This window comes from Nitrosomonas ureae, assembly GCF_001455205.1.
GTDB lineage: Bacteria > Pseudomonadota > Gammaproteobacteria > Burkholderiales > Nitrosomonadaceae > Nitrosomonas > Nitrosomonas ureae.
On the sequence record NZ_CP013341.1, the window covers coordinates 1,728,251 to 1,750,212 of the forward strand.

Genomic DNA, 21,962 nt, shown 5'->3' on the forward strand with positions numbered 1-21,962 from the left:
GCCAAATTGCGGGCTACTGCTTGCGGTTCGCTCTAAGTCGGCTCACCAATCGATTTAACACCTTGCGTACCGGTGCTTGCAGTGTCGCGTGACGCTTCAGAGCCCGGGCTATTCCAGGGCTGAGGGTTTCATAAGCGCGAATAAATGCCCTGCCAACAACGTGGTAGTTAATCTCATCGCGCCAATTCCGCAGTACCCGCACTTCGTCACTGTCGTATCCGTAAAGCGCCGTGGCGATAAAGCAGGAGCTTTCCTTGCAAACCTTGATGAACTTTCCCTCGGACGGAACGTTGGAGCGGTCAAGCAGGAATAGCAGATAGTAGCCGACAATGGCGATATTCGGCACCTTGGGCAGTCTTACCGTGAGTTCGCCAAGTTCTTCCGATTTACGCATCTCAAGTTCAAGCATGCGCTGGTCGCAATTAAAGTTGTGCGTGGTGGTGCCGGCCCGCACGATAACGACCTTGGCAATCCGTTCGTAATCCGGGCTTGTCACTTTTACTTCACTGTTGTGGCAAAGTGTATTGGGCACATCGCCCAACACAGGCCGATTGCGGCAAAAATACCAGGGTTTAAACACTTCGATATCAAACACGCGGGCGCCCAAGCCGGACGCGGCTTTGACATTGCTGCCACCGACATAGACCGAACCGTTGGGCAGTAACAGGGAAACGTGATGGTAGTTGCGCACCACGTTCGCGGGCGGCAGGGTTTGCCAGGTGTTTGCTTGGGGATTGTACAGTTCCGCTTCGAGTACGCCGGTTCCATCATCATTTTCAACTTGCACCCCACCTTCGACAAAAATTTCACCGGTTGGAAGGATAACGGTGTTGTGATTACGCCGCAGCGGCGGCGTGCCGCTGACTTGCAATTGGCGCGCGGCCGTATCAAACCAGTTGGGCAACGTTGACAGCGGTTCTATCAGTTGTGGTTTTACGCCGCCGGTCATTAAAACTTTATCGGGCGTGTAGGCGCCAGCGGCGACCGGCACCAACCAAAAAGGCAACAGCGTGGCCGAACCGTTTAAACCGCTGTGGGGCGTGCCCGGAATACTACCGGCGACCTGGGTACAGGCGTCGGCGTCATTACCCACGGTCCACTTGTGCACATTGCCGTCTTGCATGTTGTAGGAAGAAAACACTGTTCCATCCGATAACACCATTAAGCGCGGATATTCGTAACTGCGTCCCACCACGCGCGGTACCAAATCCGCGTCCTTGGGACCTGCCAATGTCCACGCGCCAGTGGCCGGGTCGTAGGTTTCGAGACTGTTATTGTTGTGGCGACTGTCCTCTTCCCGCGGATGTCCGGAGACACACAGCAATTTGCCGTCGGGCAGGGTGATCACCGTGGGATACCATTTGCCGCCGGTGCGGTGAATTAATGCACTAGGATCGCTGGGATCTGATTGGGCGGTGAGCTCATTAGTTTTCGCCGTGATTTGCGTCGCCGTCGCCGACGGGTTGGCTGCCTGCCAGCGCGCCAGATGTTCGCTGACGAAATCGGCGGGCCGCTCGTGGTTGAGCAATCCCTTTCGCACCCAGGATTCACTGGCTACATCAAATATCCACGAGTCCCGTGAACCGATGAAATGATTGGCGGCGGCATGATCGATGTGTTCGCCTTCCAAACGCCAGTCATAGGTTCCACCGGCGACCAGAAGATCTCCGTTTGCGGTTTGGGCGTGACCCGCGCAAAAAATATCACTGGGCGGGCTGACCAGGCCGGTAATTTTTTGAATACGAAAAGTTCTCGCGTCCATTAAACGGGTGTGATCGATATCATCGCTGTCATTCAGCGAGCCGGTGTGTTGATCGCCGCCAAAGAACAGAATCTTGCCGCTGCGCAACAGGCTGGCATGCACTGCGAGTATTTTGTCGGAATCACTGATGGGATTGCCGTTGGTATCGTACCAGCCCTTCTCCTCCCAAGCGCCGATGAATTCCTGCACCGTTACTTCGGTACTGAATTTGGAAATTAAATCACACAGGCGTTGACGGGCTTCGACTTGGTCCTTCGCTACCAGCATGACATTAACTTTTACACTGCCTTCGTCTTCCGCGACCGTGGCGCCGCCAGCAAAGTTACCGTTGACATAAACTTCGACGATGGCGCCGGGCACGACTTTTTCCACCTTGACGTATTCACCGCAATTATACAGAGGCGTAACCACCACCGGCCGCGGCAACTCACGGGGTTTTTGGACCTGCACGACATTGGACTTGTCGGAAACTAAACCACAGCCTTTTTGCACCGCGAAAATTTCATCGCCATCCATTAATGCCGGGGTAACGGTAATGTTGGCTTCGTCGTCATAGACATAAGCCGCTCCGATTTCACCGACGAACGTGGAATACACCAGCACCAGAGCACCGGGATGAATATCGCGGACACGTACTACGTCGGTACAGGAGTACAGCGGATCCTGCACTTTCGGTGGCGGCATGTTGGCCGGTTGCGGATTGACATCCACCGTATTGGAGTCGCCAGTTTTAAAACCGCAAATTTCCATGCGGGCGACCACGGACTTACCGCCCTGCAAGGGATCCACATAGAAATCCTGCGCGTTTGTGCTTACGGCCTGGCCGATAAAATCAACGCCGTCATGGGTGATAACAACTTTCGCGCCCGGACGCAAATTGCTAAGCGTAACCACCTTGCCATTAGCGCAGAGTGGTTCAATGATGTGCGGCGGTTCCACTTGCGATACCGGTAGCACCACTTTCTTTTCGGAGTTGTCACTGCGATCAGCGCATCCGCGTCTATACGGATTGTCGTCCGGCTTGTCATCTCCGCCGGCACCACCGTAGCCTTTAAAATCCTGCCACATCCACACTTCTTCGCCTTCGTCGAGATGGGGCGATGCGGTAAAGTTCACCGATCCGAGTGAACAGCTTGCGCTCTCCTGTACCAGGGCGCCCATTTTTTCCCGCCGCATGTGCGCGGTGGCGCCTTCCACGAAGTCGCTGCCGTAGATATTGCTATCGCATTCGAACAGGGGCGTGTCGACGGTGGGTGTCGGCAGTTTCGACAGAGGATAGGTTTCCGCCGGTTGACTGTTAGCCGTGCCGGACACCACGCCGCAAGCATCCTGTTCGGCTTTCAGTTTTTCCCCGTTCCACAGCGGTTGATTCAAGGCGACATGGGAAGAGCCGGAACCGGTGACGGCCTCCGCTCTCACTTCATCGGCCAGGGTGGCTTGATTTTGGCCAGTAACCCGGTACTTGGCGCCGGAAACCATCCCGCCCAACCACAAACAGGCAGCGCAACCGAACAAGTGAGTTTTAAAAATCGGCGCCGGCGGCGTGCCCGGTATCCCTTGCACTTCCTTCGGTTGCGGTGAAGGTCCGCTAAAATCCGTTCCCAGAGTTTGGGTCGCGGTAATCAGATCGCCTTGCGCCAGGGTGACACCGGGATTGATTGGTACCCAGGTTTGCGACGAACTCGCCATTGCTTGGCCGATATGGGTAGCGCCGTTCTGGTAAATATCGACGGCAGCGCCGGTAAGATTGCCTTCGGTCAGCACATGCTGACTGCAAACGGAAACTTGGGATTTGATGGTGGGGGCGGATAGTGGCATTGACTACCTCCTTGTAGTAAAGCGATAGCTCGAGGTATAGGAAAAATATACCACCTTCTCCCTATGGACTGAATGTACTGAAAGCTGGCTCAGTTGTCAAACACGGTGATAATCGATCAAAAAATGACTGTATTCCGATTCAGTTAGCACGAAAAGTCAAAGATTTTGCTGAGCGATGAATTACTCAGCGTTTCCCTAAGAGACCTTTGCAAAACGGCTGACTTCATAAAATCGAGTAAATATAGAGCGATTCCAATCTGGGTTTCCCAAATTTTTAAGAATTTCTATAAAAAATACGTAAATTAATACAAATCTGCCTTGTTTTTTGGGTATTTTTACTGGCTTTCTGTTTAAAAGACGTATTTTCCCTGTCTCATCAAGCTTTCAGTGAACAATTTTGGTAACCTTTTCAGGTTATATGCTATAGCTACTAACATATGCCAGGCATGTGCTTTGGCCAAGCCACGGTAACGTAAAGTTTTGGCATTGAACCACACCGTGCTTGGCTGCGGAAGGCGCGCTCTACACAAGCGATATAAAGAGCATTGTGCTGCTTGGTTATAGTGCGGGTTCTGTACTCGCTCGTCGCGTTTTCTCCATGGCTCATGGAGCCAAAACTGATGCAACTATTGATGAAAGTAAGAAAGCAGATTGGGCAGACTTGATTGACCGAATCATTATCCTTTCCGGTATCACTCGTGGCTGGGATTTTCTTCTGCTACTCCAGCAACTATCAGATTTCTCGGGCCAATATTGGAAGTATTTTTGCGAGACTTTTTGGGATTGAAGCAGCTCTTAGGAAATTCCAAAAAACGAGCCGTTTCATTTCCAATGCCACTGGTTAAATTTGCTCTACTGTGAAAGTTAACGGGATAGTAGTGATCACAAATGCAAGGTTGGGTATACAATGAGAATGCTTATTTTTAGTCGCGCAAATCCTCTATAGGATTTGAACAAGTTATATGTGATTTTTATTAGCGTTGTTTACATCATTTTGAGAGGATGTGAACATGAATATACACAAAAGAACCCGGTTAACCCCCCTGATCGAGAAGAGATCTGGCGACTGTATGGCACGCGTGATTGGACGATTGTAGCACTTGCACAGAAGTTTCGAGTATCTCGTCCTACGATTTACAAGGTAATTGAGCGAGCGAGGAAGCAGGAATTTTCTCCCCGGAAATCGACCAACAAGCGCTTCTTACAGGCAAAGTATGGGATGAAACGGCTGGCAAAGGTTGAATCCTCTCTTGAGATCAAGAAGAAATCGGCAGCTCGTCGCTATAATAAAAGCTATCCCGGTGAGATGGTTCATTTTGATACAAAACGCCTACCTTTGCTCAGGGGTGAGGTCAAAACTTTGCCGAGAGATTACTTGTTTGTAGGCATCGATGATTTTTCGCGGGAATTGTATGCGGCCATTCTTCCTGATAAGACACAAAATTCTGCGGCCACTTTTCTTAAGCAGGTTATCGAGGAATGCCCTTACACGATTGAATGCGCCTATTCTGATAATGGCACGGAATATAAAGGAACCCCGGATCATGCTTTTGTTGCCCTTTGCAAAACCAATCGTATCGCTCAGAAATTTACGCGAGTTCGGCATCCTCAAACGAATGGAAAGGCTGAACGCGTGATCAAAACTATTTTGGAGATGTGGCATGAACAAACAATCTTTACTTCACGAAAAGATCGTGAACTCAGTCTTGTCAGATTCGTTAACTTCTATAATACGGTGAAACCTCATACCGGAATTAGTAACATGACTCCGTATGAAAAATTAACAAACTTTTTCTTCAATCTGTAAATAACTCTAACGATTCTCACAAGTTATACGCTAATAATTCTCTTTTTCACTCAAAGACCCAGGAGGTTATATGCATTACGTTATTTCTACGACTTGGGGCCCAACCGATGTCACGCGGGCTGCGTTACCGTTCATATTTGCTGCCTCCGCACTACAAGCAGAAGATACGGTGATGATCATGCTTTTTCATGATGCTGTAACTATTGCTATTGATGGAACCCATCAGAAAATGATTCCTTTCGGTCCACCTTCAAAATTTGCTGAAGTATTTTCCAATTCGAATGCTAAGGTTCTCGTGTGCAAACCTTGTGCTGAGGCGCGTACCATCAGAGAAGATATGCTGGTGAAGAATGCTATATTTGGAGGAATGGATGATCTGCATCAAGATGTATCCCGTCCGGATGCGAAATTCATCAGTTTTTAATGCGCTCTACATTCTTAATCGCCCAATCGTGTATGTTCTGTGCATTTGTCATTATCCTTGATCCAATATTCAGTTGAACTTACCTCAGATTTTCCATTAAAACCTTATTAAGAAACAAGCCCAGTGTTGAGTATCGTATGAGTGCATATCATGAATTGATGTCATTTGTTAGTATATGCTATCATTGACTTCATATGATAAGGAGTGAAATCAAATGTCTGTTGTTACTGTTCGCAATTTGCCTGAAGAAACGCATCGCGCGCTTAAGCTGCGTGCTGCTCAGCATGGACGTAGCACCGAAGCTGAAATCCGGGAAATTCTGGAAGAGGCAGTGCGTCCTAGGACGCGTGTCAAAATTGGATCAGAACTCGCTGCTTTTGGGCAATCCTTTGGAGGGCTTGATTTTAATCACACTCGTGATCAGACGCCGACTGATCCGGCAGTGTTTGAATGATTATTCTGGATACGAATGTCATATCCGAGCCGATGAAACCCAATGGCAATCCCGCCGTTCAGGCTTGGCTTGATCGGCAGACGGCCGAGACACTTTATCTGACAGCAACAAGCCTTTCCGAATTGCTGGTCGGTATTGAGATCTTACCAGAAGGCAAGCGTAAAGAAGGACTTGATGCCGCGTTGAGTAAGCTGATGGAGAGGCTTTTTGGGTCGCGCATAGTATCATTCGATCAACAGGCTGCAATAGCATATGCGCCCATAGTCGGTCGAGCTAGGACTAACGGTCGCCTCATCTCTGTGGCAGACGGTCAGATTGCTGCAATCGCGGTCGTACATGGATTCACCGTAGCGACTCGAGATACTGCGCCTTTTATCGCTGCCGGAGTGCCCGTCATCAATCCTTGGGAAGAATGATCTTAGGTATTTTGTGTTATCAAAGGAACATCGTTATGCGAGAACGAAATAAGATGCGGAATTGACTGTGTCAAATTTGTGCCAAACTACTCTGTAAGTGTCATCGTTTGTGGTTGTGTGAGACTGTTTTTATGCTTGGCAAGCATTGTAAGTAATTGATTTATATGTAACTAAAATTTGTAAATAAGTTTTGTAATCAGAAGGTCCCGAGTTCGATTCTTGGTGTCGGCACCATAAAATCAATGAGTTATAATTCAATCAATAAATATTTTTTATTCATGTAGACGATATGTAGACAGCAGATCGAAATCAAATACAGACAAGAAATGTTGTTAAGAAATTGATTGTTAAGTAAATTAAATTCGTAATCAGTAGATTGGAGGTTCGAATCCTCTCAACAGCACCATAGATACAATAAATTGTATCTATTAGATATCAAAACAAATTTATATAAACGCAATGTAGACACAAATTAAGCATTAAAAACATCATCTTTATATTTCTCAGTCGAATTAACTAATTAAACCAATCAAATTTGTACTTGAAAATCCTGAGTTCGATTCCTGTTCCGGCACTCTACAAGCGAAATCTCAAAGAATATCATTTCTTGAAATAAGATCCGTGAATACATAGCCAAAGACAAGGGAGATTTAAATTAACCTAGTGCTAGTTCCTTTATAAATTTATATTTTTGCACAGAAAACCGATAATTATCAACTGCCTAGTTTTGAGTCCGGTAGGTGGAGGCAAATAAATTGATATGTTACATTTACTGAAATTATTGGTTTTTACTAATGAATGACATACGACTAACTGCGTTATCTCGTGGCGGGGGCTGCGGATGCAAGGTTGCTTCAAATGTTCTTGGGCAAATGCTGGAAAAATTGCCTATTCAAAAAGTATTTCCAAATCTTTTAGTAGGCATTGGCGACAATGACGACGCAGCTGTCTACTATCTCAATGAGCAACAAGCTATTATTGCTACTACAGATTTTTTTATGCCAATTGTTGATGATCCATATGAGTTTGGGAGAATCGCTGCAACAAATGCGCTATCAGATATTTATGCAATGGGTGGTCGACCAATCTTAGCGCTGGCTGTGGTTGGTATGCCAATCAACAAACTATCAATGTCAACTATTCAACAAATATTGGCTGGTGGCGTATCGGTTTGTGATATGGCAGGTATTCCTCTGGCTGGTGGTCATTCAATTGAGACTACTGAACCGATTTATGGATTAGTTGCTTTAGGTCTTGTGCATCCATGCAAAGTAAAGCGCAATGACAGAGCTCAAATTGACGATGTTTTGATTTTAGGTAAACCATTGGGAATAGGAATTCTTAGTGCAGCGCTAAAAAATGACCTTCTTAGTGATATTGGCTACCATCAAATGATTAAATATACCACTCAACTTAATAGCGTCGGCTCTATTTTGGGAAATCTAAATGGGATACATGCAATGACTGATATCACAGGTTTCGGGCTAGTCGGTCATCTTCTGGAGGTCTGTAAAGGATCAAATTTGGGAGCTGAAATTATATTTAATGATATCCCTCTTATTGAAACAGCTGTGGAACTGGCGCTCCAAGGTATTTCAACGGGTGGTGGAAATAAAAACTGGATTAATTACAAAAGCTCACTAGAAATAGATGGAAAATTAACTGAATCACAGCGTGTGTTACTTTGTGATCCACAGACTAGCGGGGGATTATTGGTAACCTGTGCTACAAGCAGTGTCGAGAATGTGTTAAATATTTTCCGAATGAACGGCTTTGATTGTGTGCGACAAATAGGACGAATGAGAGCGGGAAATTGCACAGTGAAATTAAAAAATTAAAAGAACTACACTTGTTTTTGTTCTATGCTAATTTGAGAGGTTCAATTTTAAGAAATAATATAAATTGATTTATTTAGATTCTTTTTGAAGGGATAAAAGACGATCACGAAATTGCCAAGACTGAAGTAATTGTGCAACCGATGGCAATACCATAACTTTCCACGCAGAATTATTTTCAATAATATATTGCCTAATTAATGAACCATTAAAGTCAAACTTTATACATTTTTCTAATACAAATGTATTATAGCCAGCCTTATTTAAGCGACGAATTTTTTCTTCATTCCATTCATATAGTTTAGTTGTAACACAAAGAACTGATTGTGGAAGTATGTATTTAATACTCTCTGGTTCATCAATTGGGAAGGGGAGAAATTCAATATTTGTTTGCGGCATCTCAAGATCATTTAGTGCTGCTCTAATTAAAATTACTCTTTCTGTGTAAGTTAATGGATTAGCTATAGCTGTGGTTCGATGCTCTACTCCAGGGGTTGTAATTTTCACTGGAGTTGGAGCAGCTAAACCTACTAATACATTCGGCCATAATTTAATGCATTCCTGAAGATAATTAGCATGCCCAAGATGGAAAGGTTGGAATCTTCCGTGTATGCATGCTAGCTTAGATATTTCTTGAAATCCCATATTTCGTCTGTTGATTTTTCCCAAAGAGTATTATAGTAGGCCTCAATTGCGCCATATAATTCTCTATCCGGCGGTTTGTTCTTAGGTCGACGGATTATAATATTAGTATGGCTTTTATTTACGAATTCGTTCTCACCTGAATTAACCACAGATTCACTATAGTAGCCAAACCAGCATTCTTCATCATTAACAAATATCATTCTAAATAGGGGTGTTGACCGATAGAAACGAACTTCAATCGGCATTCCATTCTGGCACTTCAATTCAGCAATTTTTCTTAAAGAGTTAATGAGTATTTTGCTGAAATGATTATCTCCAAGTCCACGTCGGATTGCCCCATGATTAACCCAATCAACATCAGGTGCAACTAAGAGAAACCTTGCTGGCTTGTCATTAGAAGCACATCGATTCATTGTTTCCTTAAAAATGTCAAAATCTCTTGTGATTTTATCAGCGCCAACCCCTAACATTGAAAAATTACTGACCGCGTTACAAAGAAGCTGTTTGTAATCTTCAATGGTGGGTTCTTCGATTGCGTCATCTATACCAGCACTTGCGAGTTTTAATAATATGATGTTACTGCTTCTATATTTACAATCAGTAGTGTCCGGCAATTTACCCAAGATGATTGTATAACAGATTGATCTGTAGAATGAAATGGTATGTTTGGGGGTGTCACCGATTTGAAAGTGAATTTTTTGCGAAACTGGAGGTTTCCCTACGTGGCTTCTTATCATGCATTCAGGCAAATTGGTATTCGCACAACTCATGGATTACTTGCCCCTTCACACATTCCGCCGCTGTGTACAGCGTTACCCTTCCAAATATCCCACCAAGACTCTTTCGCATCTCGATCAATTTCTTTGCATGGCTTTCGCGCAGCTGACTTACCGCGAGAGTCTGCGCAACATCGAAACCTGTCTGCGCGCTCACCAAGCTAAGCTTTATCACTTGGGCATACGAGGCAACATCGCCAAGAGTACGTTGGCCGATGCCAACGAGCAGCGCGATTGTCGCATCTACATGGATTTCGCGATGAGCTTGATCCAGATCGCCAGAAAGCTTTACTCCAGCGATAGCTTAGCGGTGGAGTTGGAACAGACAGTCTATGCACTCGATACCACGACCATCGATCTGTGTTTGAGCGTCTTTCCATGGGCGCGCTTTCGTCAGACCAAAGCTGCCGTCAAGATGCATACACTGCTTGATCTACGCGGCAACATTCCAACGTTCATCCATATCAGCGACGGCAAGATGCACGAAGTCAATGTGCTCGATTTCCTGATCCCCGAAGCTGGCAGCTTTTACATCATGGATCGGGGCTTTACCGACTTTGCTCGCTGGTTCACTATGCATCAAGCACAAGCATTTTTTGTAACGCGCGCTAAATCCAGTCTCCTTTTTCGCCGTGTCTACTCTCACTCAGTGGACAAATCCACGGGACTGCGATGCGATCAGACCATTGCATTGACCGCTACGAAGGCCAGCAAGGATTACCCGCAGCACCTACGACGTATTAAGTTCTATGATGCCGAACACGACAAGCATCTGGTATTTCTAACCAACAACTTCGATTTACCTGCACTGACCATCGCTCAGCTTTATCGTTGTCGCTGGCAGATCGAACTATTCTTCAAGTGGATCAAACAACATCTTCGTATCAAGCAATTCTACGGAACCACTGAAAACGCAGTCAAGACACAGATATGGATTGCCATCTCGGTTTATGTCTTGGTTGCCATCGTAAAAAAGCGACTCAATACCGAGACTTCACTTTACACAATCCTACAAATCCTGAGCCTAACTCTTTTCGAGAAAACTAACCTAGATCAATTACTTAAAAATACTGAGATGCAAATGATCACTCACCATAACAACAACCAACTGAATCTATTCAACTAAATTGCCGGACACTACTGATTTACAATATAGAATTATGATTGGAATTAAAGCACTTAAAAATATTGTTATTAAATGGATTAATGTTACCTCCTTAATCATAGTTGTAAATACAATGATCTCAATTATTAAGACAACAATACTAATTATTGCAATTAACTGGGTAGCGTTTAATTTTTTACTATCAGAAGAGTTGCAGCATTTTCTAACTAAATAACTTAATGCAACCTGTATCAATAAAAGGACTAATCCAGCATAGATACTTTGAGTTACTGGTAATGTCCATTCTGACGGCAAAAAAGGATAGCTCACTTTAATTTTTCAAGAAAGTTTGTTTTGTTAACTTCTAATTCATTGATAAGAAGGCGCGACCATGTAGTATAAAGCTCTAGCTTTGATTTTATTTCAAGCAACGATTCGAAACGAGCGTCGGTTATCAAACCTGGTTCCAGAATTTTATAGTCACCGTTAGTAGGAACAATATAAAGAAGTGCCAGATGCTGTAAACCGAGAGTATCTGAAGGATCCCAAATGTAACCACTAAATCTAATTGGATTTTTACTTTCGAGTTTAACGCTTACTTCCTCGGCCAATTCACGATTGAGATATGGTGCATCTTCAAATGAAGGTTCAAAAAGATCATTTCCAAGTAGGTGATTGGTATCATGCTTGCAAATATGGCCACTAAAACCTAATGATCTTATATCAGTAAGCCTTTTTTCTGGTTGTCTTTTTGTACGTCGATGCGTTAAAAACTTGCCCTTATGTAAGATTAAAAAATACGATACCAATTGAATAACTGATGTATCAGATTCCGCATTAATCCTTCTCATTGGTGTGGCATGACATATTGCTTTCCAGATTAAAGGAGATGCAGGCAAAACACCAGAATGAGTTAAAAGCGGTGTCATGTCAGAACGCTGACAGACAAGCACTGACTCATCAGCGTATTTTTTCGCGAGGCCTGACAATTTGATCATTGAGTATTAAGTATTAATTCAAGATAATTTCTTTTACTGATGACAAATATTTTACAGTAGAAAGCTAAACCTAACGCTAGATAATTAACAAAGGTATTGCCGAATTTTCGTACAGTTATTAACAGAACTCCAAGGCGGCTGCGCCGCAAATGCGGCCTCGCGGTCGCTGCCGTTGTCGCTCCCGCTCAGGCGCTTTGCGCTTCGCCGTTCAGGTGGTTCTGTATCAACTGTAATTTTCTGAAACTGCCATTGATGCAAGCGTGTCGGTAGCTGAATAGTATCAGTCTCAACACCGGAGATTTTCTTTCCTATTGGGTCGCCATACTTGCCCCGTTCTTTTGAGTCGATTTTCATCAGTTTGATAGGATTGTCTTTGCGTTTTGCAGTCGTGTCGCCCATTAATTGAATGAATTGCCACCATCTGTTTTGGTCGGCTGCTTGCTGGGCTTGTTCCAGAATACCTTCTGGCGCATTGTGAATTCTTCTGAGTTCACGCCAAATACTGACTGGTGCGCCGCCGATTTGCTGGAATTGCCGGATGCCCCAGGTTGACGCCCAAGCTTCGACCCGCTCAGCCGCTTCTTGTATTGGGCTGCCGTCAGTATCATGTTCCATGCCGTGGCCGTCGATGTTTTTTGAGATGTATTTGGCGATATAACCAACAGCGCTGCCTTTGCTTTTATCAATGGGGGTTGCGTTGAAACGGTGAATTTTTGCACCGGGTTCATCACCCTGGGTTTGCAAGGCATAATGCTGCATGATAGTTTTCACCCTTGCGGTTTGTTCAGGCGGCATGAATAGCAATAAGTGCCAATGCGGCGTGCCGTCGTGCTGTGGTTCAGCAATGCGGAAACCGTACACAGGAAGATTGTCACGTTTGAGTTTGGCGCGAATTCGTGACCAGACTTGATTTAAGTGCTTTTGCGCTTGTTTCGGCGTGATATCGTCATATTTGGAATTACGTTCACCGCTGCCGGAGTGCCGGGCATGCATTCTGGATGGGCAAGTGATAGTATAGAATTCACCGGCATGTCCCAGTTCCTTGGCGATGTATTCAAACCCGGAAATGCGCACCATCAATTCGCTGCGCCGGATATATGGATTGGCTAGACCCAGTTCTGACAGCTCACTTAACGTAAAGCACTGGCCGAGTTCATTGGTTGCCAACAATCCATCAAGAACACGACGGATGCGCTTCTTCTGCTCCTTTCGTCTTTTCAGTGTTTCATCGCTGACATAGCGGCCGGCGCGTTGATGCACTAGTCCTAAGCGGATAGCATCCTGTTCCAGCTTTTGCGCATGAACTTTGCGTAGTCGCTGCAACCACCAGGTTTCATCAGTCAGGCGGGTATAGATGCCGGTAATCGTAATGTCTCGATCTTCTAGCGATGATCGGTCGATTTCATACTTTTGTGTTCGGTGAAGCATCGAAGAAACGGCATGTTCCAGCTTCAAATATATGCGGCTGATTTGCTGCATTTCCTTGACAATATTTTTCGCCAAATCCTTCAGGTCGTCATCGCTGGCATTGAGTGCAATGCTGTTTTTAGTGATCGATCCGTAGGCATTAAGCAAACCATGATTGGCGCTTTGCCTGCCGTCAAAGATATAAGTTTCTTTGTAATCGTGGGCAACGATTTTGCCGAAGCGCTTCGGCAATTGCCGGAATATCGGCGCGCGCCAGCGTTTATCATTGCCATCCGGTTCATCGAGTAAACTTAATATGCTCTCGGCGATGCGTTCACTGGGACTAAACAATTTCTGACTGTCATGTACTGACGTGTGCATACACACCTCAGTACTCGCTAGTTGAATAATGAGTGCAAGATTCAATATAAGCGAGCAGATCGCTATGGCGATAGCGAACTGCCCGCGAACCTATTTTGACGAAAGGAACCCGCGCCCCTGCCCAGCGGTCGCGTTCCAGGAATGCGATACTTACGCCTAAGATTTGTGCAGCTTGTTTAGTAGTGAGTAAAGGGTTTTGCATGGTTGACTCCGTGAGTTGATGAATACGAAGTCAATTTGCGACAAGTGACGGATTAATAAAAGATGCTAAAAAAATAGAAATATATTTATTTTTTTAGAAATAATTACGATTTTCTATTCTTTTGTTTTTGCAGGTGCTCCAGGTAGCTGAGCGGGTTCGGATGCAACGGATCGAACCAAATTTTTAAAAGATTTGAAGGAAAAAGTAGATGAATAGCCCAATTGTTCCATAGTTGGATGCCTATGCATTTCTTCATAGCTTATGCCCGGATATTGCTCCCAGAGCTGTTTTGCTAATTCGATACAAACTATTCTTTGTCGACGTCGCTTTGATATTTTGTCGTACCAGCCATTGTTCTCATCATCAGTGTCTTCAACTTCAGCAGTTATGTCGTCATTAGATGATATTGTTTTTAATACCCAACAGGGTGGAGGATCTAAATAAATGACATTTTTGCACCAGCTTAGAACTTCATTACGCTTTATGTAAAAGCTGTCTAAATAGGCTTTATCGAATTTGTTTTTTCTGAAGCATTGATAAAATTTAACGGTGTGGTAAAGATCAAAAATCGATGAGAGAAAGGAATTATCCATAAAGATTCGAAACCCTTTCCATCTGCCGGTAATTTCCATGCTTGACATTGCCTGCATCAAGCGATGAATAGCTGTTTTTAACTCAGGTGAGATTGCGTTTGAATTGGTCTTGTCTAGGTCAGCGCCTATCCAGTTATGCGCTAATTGCCAGACAGTTTTGAAGTCAGGGCTATTTTCTATATGCATGGTAAGTTTCCGTAGTGACCTGGTCAGAAGGGGATTTTGCGCGGTTGCGTGCCAGATAACATTTTTCTGCATAACGCCGGGCGGCATTAAGCAATTCTTCATGATCAGCGCATAGATTCAGATCTTCAATGCGCAGCTGATTATAAATATCTTGCAGTTCATGGTTTGCTTGCTCAAAGTTGGAACGTTCAGCCGTTTTGATGTATTGAGACGCCAAGTCCCCAGCAATCGGTGAAAGCTCGCTGAAAATATGGCGCCGCATGCGACGGCAATTTTCTGTTCCATACGCTTCAGTGAGGTTATCGGCATAAATAACTTGTGGCAAATTTGTGTCATTTTTGTGCCACAACCGAGGCCTTTGGAGATCAATCGGGACTAAGGGGAATTTGTGAGAATTGAACTAACACCCTGTTTTATATGGGTCTTGTTTGGTCTTGAGTGGTCTGGATTATACCGCTTACTGGCGGAGAAGGCGGCCGCCTTTTAGCTGTTTTACGCTGTAATTATTAGTCTTATTTAGTATTATATTATCTATAAATATCAATAAATAATATAAATATCTTGTTTTATCCTGTCGCACATAATCTCAATTAATGATATTATTTATGTTGGGTTTAATGTTGGGTTGGAAATTCTAGCATTTAAGTTTTGATAGTTTGGAATCCGAATCCGTATTTTTCCGCCTAACAATTTAATATTACCGCCATCATGCCAAAGCAAGCTAGAGAATTAAGCGCATTAGATATTAAGCGATTAACAAAACCGGGGCACCATGCCGCAGGTGGTGTTTCCGGATTGTTACTACAAATTACAGGCACAGGAACAAAGAGCTGGATATTACGAACGATAGTAGGAGCAAAGCGACGTGATATAGGATTGGGAGGATTCCCAGATATTACCCTTGCACAGGCGCGTATTAATGCCAGAGAATTAAAGGCACAGATACGCTTAGGTGTTGACCCTGTTGAGCAAAGAAAGGCCGTTAAAGCTGCTTTGATAGCATCCAATGGAAAATTAATAAGCTTTGCAGATGCCGCCTACAAGTTTTTAACTATTAAACGATCTGAATTCAAAAATGCTAAGCATGCTGCTCAGTGGCAAACTACCCTTGAAACTTATGCTTTTCCCGTAATTGGTAGCATGCGCGTTGATAGTGTTGAGTTACCTCATATAGTGCAGGTGTTAGAGCCTTTATGGATAACCAAGACTGAAACAGCTACAAGGGTAAGAGGGCGCATTGAATCTGTGCTTACATGGGCAAAAGTATCTGGTTATCGTACCGGGGAAAATCCGGCGCGATGGAAAGATAATCTTGATGGGGTATTACCAAAGCCAGGCAAACTTAAAAAGGTGCAGCATCATAAAGCGGTGCCGTGGAAATCTGCTGCATCATTTATGGTGCAGTTAAGGAAGTGTGAAGGTACAGCCGCTAAAGCCCTGGAATTCTTAATATTGACCGCCACAAGATCAGGTGAAGTACGTGGGGCACTGTGGCAGGAAATAAACTTAAACGAGCGAGTTTGGACGATTCCAGCCGAGCGAATGAAAGCCGACAAAGAACATGTCATTCCATTATGCGTAGACGCTATAAACCTGCTTAACCAATTACCGAGATTCGAAAATAATGATTTGGTTTTCCCTGCTGCAAGAGGCGGTCAATTATCCGATATGACTTTATCAGCAGTTATGCGACGTATGAAGATTGACGCAACCCCGCATGGATTTAGAAGCACTTTTCGCGATTGGTGTAGTGAATCGACAAATTACCCTCATGAGGTGGCAGAAATGGCACTTGCTCATACCATTGCCAGTGGAGTTGAGAAAGCATACCGGCGCGGTGATTTACTGGCGAAACGTACACGCTTAATGGATGACTGGTGCAAATATCTGAATACTCAAACTTTGCAGGGCGTTGTAATACCAATTAGGGAGATCGTCTAATGGATGAAAAGAAAGAGCAACGTCTTGCCTCCTATAAAAGGATTGAAGCTGCAATTCTTATGGCGCAAGCGGACATAGATCAGCTTAAGGATGTATCTCTTTGGATGAAGAACGTACCGTGTTGGCTAAATGATGCAGAGAAAGAAATTAATGCTTTATCCAATGGGGTTGAGCAAAAGCAACCTATGATAGATCTTATAAAAACAGCTCGAAAGACTCATCATAATAATGAGCCAATGCTAACAATGCGATTTATAAAAGAAATTCAAGAGAATTGGGGTAATGCAATGCATGATAAGGAGATTCCAGTCAGACTGAATATGATTAAAGGGCGAAAGAAATCCGGCAAAACTCGAAAAGAGCAATTGGAAGAGCAGGGTAATAACACCAAAGATGAAGTATTAAAAATATATCAAAGCATCACACCAACTAGAAGCACAGCTTCATTAATAGCAAGAAAACTACACATAACATCCACTAGAGTAAGGCAGATATTAAAAGACGAGAAAAAAAACAAAAATGACGTGAGGTAATTTTCGTTTCCATCCTGATAATAGGTAACCGTCTCATTCAATAACAAGGACGGTTACCATGAACCAATCAATCTATATTCCTGATGTTACAGTAGCAAAGCAATTTGGAGTCTCACGCGCCACAATTTGGCGATGGGTTCAAAATGGAGCATTTCCTAAACCGGTAAAACTTTCCCCAGGTTGTTCACGTTGGAAAATTGAAGATGTTCAGAAATGGGCTGATTCAAGAGGGGGGGTATAAAACCATGCTTACCAAAAAGAACGCCCTGCGGGAACAGGGCGGCAATAATAATGACAACAAAACGAAGTATATCACAAAGAAATTTCCTCCGTACGGCAGGCGATTTGATGAACTCAGACGCAATGGTTTAGTACCGATTCAGCGTGTCATTGTATCTACTGATTGGAAATTAGGGGCAGCATATCCGCGCATCGTCATTCCTGTTGATGCAAACATTGATCAATTAATCTTTTCTTACTTGGCGGGGTTATCGGTGCAAATCGTACATCATGCCGGAGAAGCCGAGTTAGTCAACAATCTCATTGATGCAATTCTCAAAGTTAAGCCAAAAATATTGACGGTATTTAATTTTGATGTAGCACAGCAGAATGACCCGACATATTCAGCATCTACTTTGATTCACCCAGCATGGGAGGTTATCAAAAATGGCCTTTAAAACAATGCAAGCCCCCGCAGAGATTCAAACAGCATATATTGAAGCTGTTGCTGATTCCATCAATGATGATATCCCTGAATGGGCAGAGCCCCAGCCATTAACTTCCAAAATCGAGAAGGAATCCTATCCTATAGAAGCATTGCCCTTATCTGTTAAAGCCGCAGTAGAAGAAGTGCATGGATTTGTTAAAGCACCTTTGCCACTGGTAGCAGCATCGGCAATATCTGCTATGTCTTTGGCCATACAGGCACATTATGACATTGAAAGGGCAAGCGCATTGAATTCGCCAACAGGCTTGTTCTTGCTCACCATTGCAGATAGCGGCGAACGAAAAACGACTTGTGACAGATTCTTTTCAAAGGCTATTAATGATTATGAATTTGCGCAGGCTGAAGCCGCAAAAACAGAAATCAAAAATTACAATGCTGATATGGATTCATGGGAAGCCAAGCGAGGCGGTATAAAGGACAGAATCCGCACCGATGCGAAAAGCGGAAAATCAACATCGAGTCAGGAAGCAGAACTTAGAGAATTAGAGCATGACAAGCCAGAACCGCCACGAATTCCGCGTCTACTGTATGCAGATGTTACACCTGAAGCACTGGCATATGATCTAGCTAAGAAATGGCCAAGCGGCGGGGTTGTATCAGCTGAAGCGGGAATAGTGTTCGGATCGCATGGTATGGGGAAAGATTCGGTTATGCGTAATCTCGCTACACTCAACCAGTTATGGGATGGCGTGAGTTTAAAAATAGATCGTAAAACCAGCGAATCATTTGCGGTGCATGGCGCACGATTAACAGTTGCATTGCAGGTACAAACCGAAACACTCAACAGCTTTTTTGAGAAATCCGGTGCATTAGCACGGGGAACGGGATTCCTGGCACGATTCCTTATTAGTTGGCCTGAGTCGACACAAGGTTATAGGTCTTTCACTGAGGCGCCTGATAGCTGGCCAAAACTTGCCGCATTCAATCGACGAATAACTGAGATATTAAATATCCCCGCACCAATAAATGAAGACGGCGCACTCATTCCGCAGATGCTTACCTTGACACCTGAAGCAAAGATCATGTGGATTGAGTTCCATGATGGTATCGAATCTCAGTTAGCTAGTGGCGGTGTGTTGTTTGAAGTACGCGATGTGGCAAGCAAAATTGCAGACAATGCCACCAGGCTGGCAGCGTTATTTCATGTCTTTGATGGCGGGATTGGTGCAATTAGTGAGGATGCATTTGAAAGGGCCAGTGCTATTGTGGCATGGCACCTCAACGAATCCCGGCGTTTCTTTGGTGAGATCGCCTTGCCTGCTGAAATTGCCAACGCATCAAGGCTAAATGATTGGTTAGTGCAGCATTGCAGCCAGAACAAAACGCACTTTGTAGCAAAAAGATTTGCTCAGCAATACGGAACGGTCAGAGACGCCGCACGGCTTGAAGCTGCAATTAGTGAGCTTGAATCGTTGGATCGTATTCAGATTAGGAAAGATGGAAAGAAAATATCTATCTGGTTAAATCCTAAAATCCTGAATAAGGAGGCCTCATGACATTACTGGAAATCATACGCAAAAACAAATTTGCTACAGCTACAGGCGCTACAGTTGCTACACATACCGAGAAAACAGCGCCAAATGCAGCAAAAGTAGCAAGTGTAGCCGTAGCAAGCTGCGAAGATGAAAAAAACGATCAGTTTAAAATCGAGATGATACTGGCATGGCTTTATAAAATCGGCGAGGCTGAAGAAGATCATCATCTTGTGCTGGTTAAATGCAAAGCTGACCCCGAGGCACTGGAATACTTTTATCGTCATGCTAACGGGGAATATGATGAATAAAAAACCAGCAATAAATTACATATAGATGTATTAAATCAATATGTTATGTGTTATAATGGGCAAAATTTCCCACTGCCGTGACGATGGTGGGGTGACGAGAGCATAAACCAATGTGAAGTTGGCAATGCTATCGAAAAAGAATGAAATATCGAGTTCTGGATATGCCTTCCGAGACGGCGGGGTTCGAAACGAAATATTCATTTTGGAGCAAAAAACTTTATTTCAATTTAAAAGGATGCACAAAATGAACCAGCAAATGGATAAACCGAAATCAAACGGTGGAGCGGTAGAAGTAGTAATGAACGCTTTCAGCGAATACAAAAACGCAAACGATAAGAATCTCGAACAACGCGATAATGCTTTGAATAGCAAAATCGAGGAGCTGTATAGCCAGACAGATCGAATCGAGGAATTGTTAAACCGGCCTTTTGGTACTGTTCCCAAGCCGGAGGCATCTCAACCGAATCGATTTGCGATTACAGTTGCAGGGAAAAAAATCCCAGTTTTGGCTAGGGAGGATAGTCTAGCAAGCTATTTTCGTCCGCAATCTTCAAACGGTGAACAAGAATGGAATTTGCAAGATTTCGTTCGGAATAGCATGGGTTTAAGCAATATTAAAAATAGCGTTGTTGAAAGAGGTTCAGCAAATGCGCCTGAGTTTTTGAGCAGCCAAATTGTGGATGCGGTGCGAGCTAAAAGCACATTGATTAATTCCGGTGCATTAACTCTACCAATCGACGGCGCGACCATTATCGCACGGATTGACACGGATGCTGTCTGCCACAGCCATGTCGAAGGTATAGATGACATTGATGAGAGCTTGCCAGTATTTACGCCTATCGAATTAAATCCCAATATGCTGTCGGTACAGATCCCATTAAGCGCGGAAGTTGCGGAAGATTCGGCAAATTTAAATTTACTTTTAAAGACAAGTATTGCCGCTGCTATTGCAAAAAAAATTGATCAACTAGGAATCGCAGCACTGTTAGCAGATAGTGCAATCGAAGAATCAGCTGTAAGCCAAGATACAGAGACATGGGCCGGGCTTTTGCAAGCAGCAGGATCGTCTATAGCCCTTGATAATGAATGGCCGAAAACTGTTATCAGCAATGCATCTGACTACGCTAAACGCATAAGCCAAGTTTCAGGAGATGGTCAATGGCTGGTAAATCCTCCTCCCTTGGCAACTATGAAAGACTTGTTTAGTACTCACATGACTGCTGGTAAGGCATTGATGGGCGATTTTGAACGCTCGGTATTGCTGGCTATACGGTCTGAGTTGCGGATTGAAATCGTGCGCTGGCACCGCCCTGGATCTGCTTCTCATTTAATGATTGCATACATGAGAGGAGCTTTCTACACAGTGCAACCCGGCTCACTCTATCGCCAGTTGAAAACAGTAGTTTAGTAACAATGCAGCAACCCCTTGCCGCGAGGGGAATATAAGAGCGGATTGAGGATTAGACGGGCAGTGCCTCACTGTAATAAAACCCCGTCATCCCTCGCTTAGGCTATGCTCACACCAAGAGAGCATAGTCTTTGGTGGAGGGAATCTAATAGAAGGAGCCGGGGCATTCAGTCTCTGGAAAAAATAGATTTGATAAACCGCCACTAGCCCAAATAATCGCACGTGCAAAACAATAAAAACGGTTTTTAGTAACCGGGAACCAAATCTCTACATTTTTTTATTTACATAAACCGCAATTAGCCTTCGATTTAACGCTAACCCATAATTTCCCGCACCCGGATATGCGCTCACGCACGAGGTAATATGAAACAAAAGCTACCAAAAGAGATATTGAGCCTAGTTAATCGCAAATCGCATGCTTTTGGTCTTACTTACGCAGAACAGACCAAGCAACTATTGCTTAATGAGCTGGATTCTATGCGTTCTAAGGGGGCTACATTGAACGATCTAGAAAAGTACATAGGTAACAGGCCACCGCCTATCTTCACGAATTTTAATTATAGAAACCATGCCTAGCCTTTCTGTTGCTAATCCTAACCAAAAAAGTTTTTTTGTATGTAAAAAATTACATATTGGACATTGGCTTTAAAATTTTGGTGAAGAAGCCGATAAAGTTTTAGAGCAAAATTGAGAAACCTGAAATCGATTCCAGTTGTGTTGACTAATAGAGAAAAGAACAAGTACTATGCAAATTAGCATAA

At 44.0% G+C, this 21,962-nt stretch carries 23 protein-coding genes; 14 read left to right on the top strand and 9 right to left on the bottom strand.

What is annotated here, in order from left to right; translation table 11 throughout:
- Nucleotides 1–13 precede the first annotated feature (13 nt).
- Together ATY38_RS07795 and ATY38_RS17170 are read right to left on the bottom strand one after the other, a co-directional pair.
- Nucleotides 14–3,580 (bottom strand): galactose oxidase early set domain-containing protein, encoded by a 3,567-nt coding sequence (locus ATY38_RS07795; protein ID WP_062558808.1) that lies wholly within the window; start codon nucleotides 3,578–3,580, stop codon nucleotides 14–16.
- Nucleotides 3,581–3,930: 350 nt separating this feature from the next.
- A complete protein-coding gene (locus tag ATY38_RS17170) occupies nucleotides 3,931–4,077 on the bottom strand; it encodes a transposase (protein ID WP_158441765.1) in 147 nt (48 codons plus the stop codon).
- Nucleotides 4,078–4,082: 5 nt separating this feature from the next.
- On the opposite strand from ATY38_RS17170, the gene ATY38_RS16065 reads away from it, so the two are divergent.
- From ATY38_RS16065 to selD, 6 genes are all read left to right on the top strand, one after another.
- Nucleotides 4,083–4,367, top strand: coding sequence for a hypothetical protein (locus tag ATY38_RS16065; protein WP_062558809.1), 285 nt, complete (start codon nucleotides 4,083–4,085; stop codon nucleotides 4,365–4,367).
- Between the two features lie 177 nt (nucleotides 4,368–4,544).
- The gene (locus tag ATY38_RS07805; RefSeq protein ID WP_201011882.1) at nucleotides 4,545–5,387 is read left to right on the top strand and encodes an integrase core domain-containing protein; all 843 of its coding nucleotides are present in this window, start codon (nucleotides 4,545–4,547) and stop codon (nucleotides 5,385–5,387) included.
- A gap of 70 nt (nucleotides 5,388–5,457) precedes the next feature.
- A complete protein-coding gene (locus ATY38_RS07810) occupies nucleotides 5,458–5,811 on the top strand; it encodes a DsrE family protein (RefSeq protein ID WP_062558810.1) in 354 nt (117 codons plus the stop codon).
- 214 nt (nucleotides 5,812–6,025) lie between these two features.
- Entirely contained in the window at nucleotides 6,026–6,265 is a 240-nt protein-coding gene (locus ATY38_RS07815; RefSeq protein WP_062558811.1) for a FitA-like ribbon-helix-helix domain-containing protein, read from the top strand.
- On the top strand, nucleotides 6,262–6,681 hold the full coding sequence (locus ATY38_RS07820) for a type II toxin-antitoxin system VapC family toxin (RefSeq protein ID WP_062558812.1): 420 nt from the start codon (nucleotides 6,262–6,264) through the stop codon (nucleotides 6,679–6,681). The genes ATY38_RS07815 and ATY38_RS07820 overlap by 4 nt, the downstream gene beginning before the upstream one ends.
- 794 nt (nucleotides 6,682–7,475) lie before the next feature.
- The gene (gene selD, locus ATY38_RS07825; RefSeq protein ID WP_062558813.1) at nucleotides 7,476–8,519 is read left to right on the top strand and encodes a selenide, water dikinase SelD; all 1,044 of its coding nucleotides are present in this window, start codon (nucleotides 7,476–7,478) and stop codon (nucleotides 8,517–8,519) included.
- A 69-nt stretch (nucleotides 8,520–8,588) separates the two neighbouring features.
- Here the strand turns inward: selD and ATY38_RS07830 are convergent, their stop codons facing one another.
- Together ATY38_RS07830 and ATY38_RS07835 are read right to left on the bottom strand one after the other, a co-directional pair.
- On the bottom strand, nucleotides 8,589–9,161 hold the full coding sequence (locus ATY38_RS07830; protein WP_062558814.1) for an adenylyltransferase/cytidyltransferase family protein: 573 nt from the start codon (nucleotides 9,159–9,161) through the stop codon (nucleotides 8,589–8,591).
- Nucleotides 9,134–9,784 (bottom strand): hypothetical protein, encoded by a 651-nt coding sequence (locus ATY38_RS07835; RefSeq protein WP_143023503.1) that lies wholly within the window; start codon nucleotides 9,782–9,784, stop codon nucleotides 9,134–9,136. Before ATY38_RS07835 ends, ATY38_RS07830 begins: the two co-directional genes overlap by 28 nt.
- 112 nt (nucleotides 9,785–9,896) lie before the next feature.
- Here ATY38_RS07835 and ATY38_RS07840 point away from each other — a divergent pair, with 112 nt between their 5' ends.
- Complete coding sequence (locus tag ATY38_RS07840) at nucleotides 9,897–11,063, top strand: IS4 family transposase (RefSeq protein ID WP_062558265.1); 1,167 nt, start codon at nucleotides 9,897–9,899, stop codon at nucleotides 11,061–11,063.
- 305 nt (nucleotides 11,064–11,368) lie between these two features.
- Here the strand turns inward: ATY38_RS07840 and ATY38_RS07850 are convergent, their stop codons facing one another.
- From ATY38_RS07850 to ATY38_RS07870, 5 genes are all read right to left on the bottom strand, one after another.
- Complete coding sequence (locus tag ATY38_RS07850; protein WP_143023543.1) at nucleotides 11,369–11,971, bottom strand: hypothetical protein; 603 nt, start codon at nucleotides 11,969–11,971, stop codon at nucleotides 11,369–11,371.
- A gap of 153 nt (nucleotides 11,972–12,124) precedes the next feature.
- Nucleotides 12,125–13,828 carry a replication endonuclease gene (locus ATY38_RS07855; protein ID WP_062558818.1) on the bottom strand — a complete coding sequence of 568 codons (1,704 nt, stop codon included), beginning with the start codon at nucleotides 13,826–13,828 and terminating at the stop codon, nucleotides 12,125–12,127.
- Nucleotides 13,829–13,835: 7 nt separating this feature from the next.
- Nucleotides 13,836–14,030 (bottom strand): helix-turn-helix transcriptional regulator, encoded by a 195-nt coding sequence (locus ATY38_RS07860; protein WP_062558175.1) that lies wholly within the window; start codon nucleotides 14,028–14,030, stop codon nucleotides 13,836–13,838.
- Between the two features lie 113 nt (nucleotides 14,031–14,143).
- Nucleotides 14,144–14,809: a hypothetical protein gene (locus ATY38_RS07865; protein WP_062558819.1), complete on the bottom strand. Its 666-nt coding sequence runs from the start codon at nucleotides 14,807–14,809 to the stop codon at nucleotides 14,144–14,146.
- A complete protein-coding gene (locus ATY38_RS07870) occupies nucleotides 14,793–15,134 on the bottom strand; it encodes a hypothetical protein (RefSeq protein WP_235590213.1) in 342 nt (113 codons plus the stop codon). The genes ATY38_RS07865 and ATY38_RS07870 overlap by 17 nt, the downstream gene beginning before the upstream one ends.
- 383 nt (nucleotides 15,135–15,517) lie before the next feature.
- Between ATY38_RS07870 and ATY38_RS07875 the strand changes: the two genes are divergently transcribed.
- The 7 genes from ATY38_RS07875 to ATY38_RS07900 all read left to right on the top strand — a co-directional run bounded on the left by ATY38_RS07875 (nucleotide 15,518) and on the right by ATY38_RS07900 (nucleotide 21,201).
- Entirely contained in the window at nucleotides 15,518–16,750 is a 1,233-nt protein-coding gene (locus ATY38_RS07875) for a tyrosine-type recombinase/integrase (RefSeq protein WP_062558821.1), read from the top strand.
- Nucleotides 16,750–17,283 carry a hypothetical protein gene (locus ATY38_RS07880; protein WP_062558822.1) on the top strand — a complete coding sequence of 178 codons (534 nt, stop codon included), beginning with the start codon at nucleotides 16,750–16,752 and terminating at the stop codon, nucleotides 17,281–17,283. Before ATY38_RS07875 ends, ATY38_RS07880 begins: the two co-directional genes overlap by 1 nt.
- Nucleotides 17,284–17,341: 58 nt before the next feature.
- A complete protein-coding gene (locus ATY38_RS17050) occupies nucleotides 17,342–17,524 on the top strand; it encodes a helix-turn-helix transcriptional regulator (protein ID WP_074702210.1) in 183 nt (60 codons plus the stop codon).
- Nucleotides 17,487–17,960 (top strand): hypothetical protein, encoded by a 474-nt coding sequence (locus ATY38_RS07885; protein ID WP_235590214.1) that lies wholly within the window; start codon nucleotides 17,487–17,489, stop codon nucleotides 17,958–17,960. Before ATY38_RS17050 ends, ATY38_RS07885 begins: the two co-directional genes overlap by 38 nt.
- A complete protein-coding gene (locus tag ATY38_RS07890; protein ID WP_062558823.1) occupies nucleotides 17,950–19,506 on the top strand; it encodes a YfjI family protein in 1,557 nt (518 codons plus the stop codon). The genes ATY38_RS07885 and ATY38_RS07890 overlap by 11 nt, the downstream gene beginning before the upstream one ends.
- On the top strand, nucleotides 19,503–19,793 hold the full coding sequence (locus ATY38_RS07895; protein WP_062558824.1) for a hypothetical protein: 291 nt from the start codon (nucleotides 19,503–19,505) through the stop codon (nucleotides 19,791–19,793). Before ATY38_RS07890 ends, ATY38_RS07895 begins: the two co-directional genes overlap by 4 nt.
- Nucleotides 19,794–19,917: 124 nt before the next feature.
- Entirely contained in the window at nucleotides 19,918–21,201 is a 1,284-nt protein-coding gene (locus tag ATY38_RS07900) for a phage major capsid protein (RefSeq protein ID WP_062558825.1), read from the top strand.
- Nucleotides 21,202–21,962: the final 761 nt, after the last annotated feature.